This window comes from Petrotoga halophila DSM 16923 (assembly GCF_002924615.1).
Genome location: NZ_JALY01000267.1, coordinates 1 through 5,126, shown reverse-complemented (window position 1 = coordinate 5,126; position 5,126 = coordinate 1). Strand labels below are relative to the sequence as shown.

The window sequence follows — 5,126 nt, the reverse complement described above, 5'->3', positions numbered from 1 at the left end:
TTCGGTGTTCATACCCAGGTTTTTGATTCCTGCCTTGTTACCCCCGTATCCCCTGAGCGCAATTCCTAACTCCGTTCTCAAAAAGATTATTGTTAGAAGAGCAGATACAAATACTATCGAAGCTATTAGGATGGTAGAATTATATCCAGAGTTTTCTCTGAATGGAGATAAGGTTTTTTTGGTATCGTTTATTGGTAAATTACTTTGACTTTCATTTAAGCTACTCATGCCTAAAATGTCATCTAACTTCGTTTTTTCTGTGTATTGTGCTTCTTGCTGGGCTGTTATTTCTTTTGGAACAGAAACGTTCGGTCCATTCATGACCCTTATGTTTATCGAATAAAGCATGGTCATAACCAATATGCTAGCTAACAAAGAATTGACTTTTAATTTGTTATGTATTAGTGCGGTTATTATTCCAAAAAAACCGGCCATTAAACCACCTAGAATCATACACAGTATCCAAGGCAGGCCTGCGTACATAAACGCAACGGTTACCGCTCCTCCCAATACATACGATCCATCAGGTGTTAAATCCGGAAGGTCGATGACTCTGAAACTTATAAACACACCCATTGCCACAAGGGAGGCAATTAATCCTTGCTCTAATATACCTACTAAATCCATAATTTTCCTCCTAAAATTCTTTCAAGATCATTGTGCATCTACTATTTCATCTGCAATATCTAAAAATTGTTGAGGTATGTTTACATCGAGGGCCTGAGCTCTGTCTAAATTTATATAAAACGTTAGTGCGTCTGCACTTACTATCCTTGACTCAATTTCGTAAGTTTTTTTGCCGTTTATGAGATCAAGAACAATTTTTCCTGTCTCTATTCCTACTTGATAATAATCAAAGCCAAAACCTAAAACTGATGTTTTCTTTGCTATATCAATATCTCCTGCAACTACCGGTATCTTGTTTTTTTCGAATACCTGGCCTAAGATTTCAGCAGATGAAGCAACCAAATTATCTGTGTATAGATAGGCAACATCTATCCTGTTTGCTTGAGCGTTTAAGGAAGTTACAAGTTCATTGGCGTTCGTTCCCGTGATTTCAATTACATTGAATCCCAATTGGAGCGCAAATTTCTTAGTTTGATCCGCTAAAAAAACTGAGTTAGCTTCTCCGGTATTGTAAAGTATCGCTAAGTTTTTGGCATCTGGAAATATTGTTCTCATGAGGTTTACATGAGTTTCCACAGGAACCATGTCACTTATTCCAACAACATTTCCTGGATTTTTACCAAATTTGGGGATCAAACCCGCACTGATTGGATCCGTAACGGCACTGAATACCACCGGCTTATCTTTTATTTCAGTTGCCGCTGCTTGAGCGGAAGGGGTTGCTATTGCAACTATTATATCTACATCTGTTTTGAATTTGTTAGCTATAGTTATCGCATTTTGAAAACTACCTTGCGCGCTTTGATGCTCATACTCAAAATCTACACCCGAATCTTCAAGATAATCAATTACTCCCTGATAAATCTTGTCTAAAGCAGGGTGCTCTACAATTTGTGTGATACCAAGCTTTACACCAAAAGTAAATGTGAATAGAGAAACAATAACCAAAGTTGTTAATACTTTTTTCATACCCTCACACCTCCTGGAGATTTTGTTTTTTTTCGCATTTATTATAAAAAAAGGTGTCTACTTTTCGTAGACACCCACTTGTTTCTTCTTATACCTACCTGTTAGCTAATAGGTAATGGAAGGCACCAAGTTGGGTGTCTTTCCAATACCAAAAGTAAAAATATTGATTATTTTTTGATTTTAAAGTATTGACAGGATTTGTTGAAAAATGCAATGAAATTTTTTTCATAGTAACCCTCGCTTAATTGAAACTTAATTTTCTAGATTATACATCAATCAATAAGGATTGTCAAGTAAAAATTTTAATTTTCACAAAAGATTGGAGAAAATCCTACTGAATGCCTCTGTAAATTTGATAGGGAAAGGCTGATTATTAAAGTAATCTTGAGATATGTGAGAACTAATTTTTAAATCCTCAAGAAAAATATCTTCTATTTGTTTAGTTTTTTCCCTATCGTATATTAAGAGATTTGCCTCGTAATTTAGTTCAAAGCTTCGAATATCTATATTTGCGGTTCCAACGGTTGATATTAAACCATCTATCGATACAAATTTAGAATGTATGAATCGGTCTTTTTTGTAAAAATACACTTCAACACCATATTTTATAATTTCTTCTAAATACGTTCTTGAAGCAAAATATACTAAAAAATGATCCATCTTTCCCGGAAATAAGATTTTTACTTTAACACCCGAAAGAGCCGCTATTTTCAAAGCAGAAAGAATGCTATCATTTGGAACAAAGTAAGGAGTAGATATGTATATGTGGTTTTTAGCTATAGTGATCATTTTATGAATCATTTGCATTATCGATGAATTTTCTGATTCTGGGCCGCTCACCGCTATTTGTATTAAAGAGTCCCCTTTTCTCTCTTGTTTTTTAAAATATTTACCCGGGTCTATTTTTTCTTTTTTTCTCGCTGCCTTTACAATTGTTTGATAGTCTTCAAAAAAAATTTTTTGAAGCCCATTTACAGCCTCTCCCCTAACTTTTAAGTGAAGGTCTCTCCAATATCCCAAATTACTTTTACCAATGTATTCATTTCCAATGTTTATTCCTCCGATAAATCCGATTTTAGAGTCTATTATCGCTATTTTTCTGTGATTTCTGTAATTTACCTGAGTATTTACAAATTTAAGTAAAGGCGATAAAAAATAACTGTAAAAAGCAATTTCAACTCCTGCATTTTTTAATTGCTTTATATAATTTTTCTTTAGACGACCTGAACCTATTTTATCCATAATGAATTTGATTTCTACGCCCTCTTTAGCCTTTTTTATCAGGAGGTCTTTAAGTTTTTTGCCTGTTTCATCGTCTTTTACAATATAGTATTCTAAATTGATAGATTCTTTTGCGTTTTCAATTTCTTTAAAGAAAGAAGAGAATTTTTCTTTCCCATTTTTAAAAATTTCTATGTCGTTTCCCAAAAATAAAGGTGACTTAGAGTTCCTTTTTAAAAGATTAATTAGTTGTAAATATTGAATATCATTTTCCCCAAGTACCTTCTTTAGCCATTCTTTTTCTTCTTGCGATAAAGTAGTGTTTGAATTCAAGTAAATATCACTGGTAAGTTTTCTTCTTTTCCAGTTTCTTCCAAAAAAAAGGTAGATTACAAAGCCTATAAGTGGGATTACGGCAAATATTAAAAGCCAACTTATGGTTTTTTCTGGTCTTTTTCTTTCCAAGATGATAACAGTCGTAGCAACAACTGCATATATTAATACAAAAAAAGTCCAAAATCCAAATTTGAAAATTATAGCAAAAGCCATTTTATATTTCTCCCAAATCTCTTATGTTTTTCCATATAGAGTAGATCTCTTCGTGAATTTCTTCGATTGATTTTAATCCTTCGTTTTCTTTTAAACAGTTTATTATTGTCCAATTGTACTTCTGGGCGATGTATTTCGCATTTGCGTATGTCTTATTTATATATTCAATATTTTTTTCATGGATATCTTTTCCTGTTAGGGCTATTATTTTTTCCTTTCTTTTTTTCAGCAATTCTATACTTATTTTGGGAGGAATATCTAAAAATATTACGTAATCAGGTTTTGGCAAATTAAATTTGTTGAATTCCAAATCCCAAAGCCATTCCAAAAATTCATCTTTTTCACTTTGATTTTCAAATTTTGAAGATTGATATATCATGTTGGAAGTTGTATACCTATCAGATATTAAAACTCCTCCAGATTCATAAAAAGGTTTTAATTCTTTTTGGTAAGTTGCGAATCGGTCCACAGCAAAAAAAGTGGAAGCAGCATATGGATTTATTGCTTCAGGATTTTCCCCAAATTCCCCTTTTAAATACATTTTTATCAAAGCGGAAGAGTCACTTTTGTAATTTGGAAATTCAACTTTGAATGCGTTGATTTTTTCGTCTTTTAATTTTTGTGATAATATTTCTGCTTGTGTAGCTTTGCCACTTGCGTCTGTCCCAGATTCTATTACAATAAGCATTCCTTTTTGCATAAATATCCTCCTACCGTTTAAGCACCGGTGTCTGTGCTTATTTAACTGATTTTCTAAGTTAAAACTTAAAAATGATTCCCACAAGCGCTCCAAGAGACAAATAAACTACAGGATGTTTTTTAAATCGTTTCATTAGGTAAATGATGATTAGAAACAATATTATAGCCTTAAAATTGAACACAGAAACCAAAGTTTGAGTTTCTGTAAGTCCCTCAAGATTGAATAAGGAAACTTTTGCTACTTCATATCCTGCTGCACCTATTAGTCCTACCACCGCAGGTCTTAAAGCATAAAATCCATTTTGTATAAATGGTTTTTCATTGAACCTTTGAAAGTAATGGGCAATTATAGTAATAATTATTATTGAAGGTGTCACTATCCCCAGCACAGCTATTATACCACCAAAAATACCTCCCGAGTTGTAACCAACAAATGTAGCTGTGTTTATTCCAATAGGTCCCGGCGTAGATTCGGATATAGCTATATAATCTGCTAAATTGTGAAGGGTTAACCAATCATACTTACGAGCAAGATCCTGAAGAAAAGGTATCGTTGCTAAACCTCCACCTACAGAAAAAAGTCCAATTTTAAAGAATTCAAAATATAAAATAATATAATTCATTTTCTATCATCATCTTTATTTTGCTGTATAATCAATCCGACTGCGAAAGAAGCTATCACAACAACAACTGGAGATAATTTTAGAAAAGCAACAACAAGAAAAGAAACTAAAAATATAATTATACCTATGTAATCTTTGATAGACTTTTTCCACATATTTATTATAGCGTTCAACATGAGTGCAACTACAACTACCCTAATGCCACCGAAAGCATGTTGTACTATTTGCAAATTTTGAAATTGTTCGAAAAATATGGCAATAATGGTTATTATTACGATAGAAGGGAATACCATTCCCAATGTAGCGAATATTCCTCCGAGGGTTCCTCTTAATTTGTATCCTATGAAAGTAGCTGTATTTATAGCGATTATTCCGGGTGTACTTTGCCCAATGGCATAATAATCAATTACTTCTTCATCAGTTGCCCAATTGTGCTTT

6 protein-coding genes are annotated in these 5,126 nt (G+C 33.0%); all 6 read right to left on the bottom strand.

What is annotated here, in order from left to right:
- Positions 1 to 627 (bottom strand): ABC transporter permease subunit (locus AA81_RS12750; protein WP_439331578.1); only part of this gene is annotated, 627 nt, incomplete at its 3' end.
- Between the two features lie 27 nt (positions 628 to 654).
- On the bottom strand, positions 655 to 1,596 hold the full coding sequence (locus AA81_RS12745) for an ABC transporter substrate-binding protein (protein WP_103899253.1): 942 nt from the start codon (positions 1,594 to 1,596) through the stop codon (positions 655 to 657).
- Between the two features lie 309 nt (positions 1,597 to 1,905).
- Positions 1,906 to 3,366 (bottom strand): cardiolipin synthase, encoded by a 1,461-nt coding sequence (gene cls / locus AA81_RS12740; protein WP_103899252.1) that lies wholly within the window; start codon positions 3,364 to 3,366, stop codon positions 1,906 to 1,908.
- Between the two features lies 1 nt (position 3,367).
- Entirely contained in the window at positions 3,368 to 4,066 is a 699-nt protein-coding gene (locus tag AA81_RS12735; protein ID WP_103899251.1) for a dTMP kinase, read from the bottom strand.
- Between the two features lie 58 nt (positions 4,067 to 4,124).
- Complete coding sequence (locus tag AA81_RS12730; RefSeq protein WP_103899250.1) at positions 4,125 to 4,688, bottom strand: chromate transporter; 564 nt, start codon at positions 4,686 to 4,688, stop codon at positions 4,125 to 4,127.
- On the bottom strand, positions 4,685 to 5,126 hold a 442-nt coding region (locus AA81_RS12725; protein WP_103899249.1), incomplete at its 5' end, for a chromate transporter. The genes AA81_RS12730 and AA81_RS12725, both read right to left, overlap by 4 nt.

Bases quoted from the DNA above. Each gene is read 5' to 3' on its own strand.
- AA81_RS12745 (WP_103899253.1), bottom strand. From the start codon at position 1,596: ATGAAAAAAGTATTAACAACTTTGGTTATTGTTTCTCTATTCACATTT.
- AA81_RS12735 (WP_103899251.1), bottom strand. From the start codon at position 4,066: ATGCAAAAAGGAATGCTTATTGTAATAGAATCTGGGACAGACGCAAGT.
- cls (WP_103899252.1), bottom strand. From the start codon at position 3,366: ATGGCTTTTGCTATAATTTTCAAATTTGGATTTTGGACTTTTTTTGTA.
- AA81_RS12730 (WP_103899250.1), bottom strand. From the start codon at position 4,688: ATGAATTATATTATTTTATATTTTGAATTCTTTAAAATTGGACTTTTT.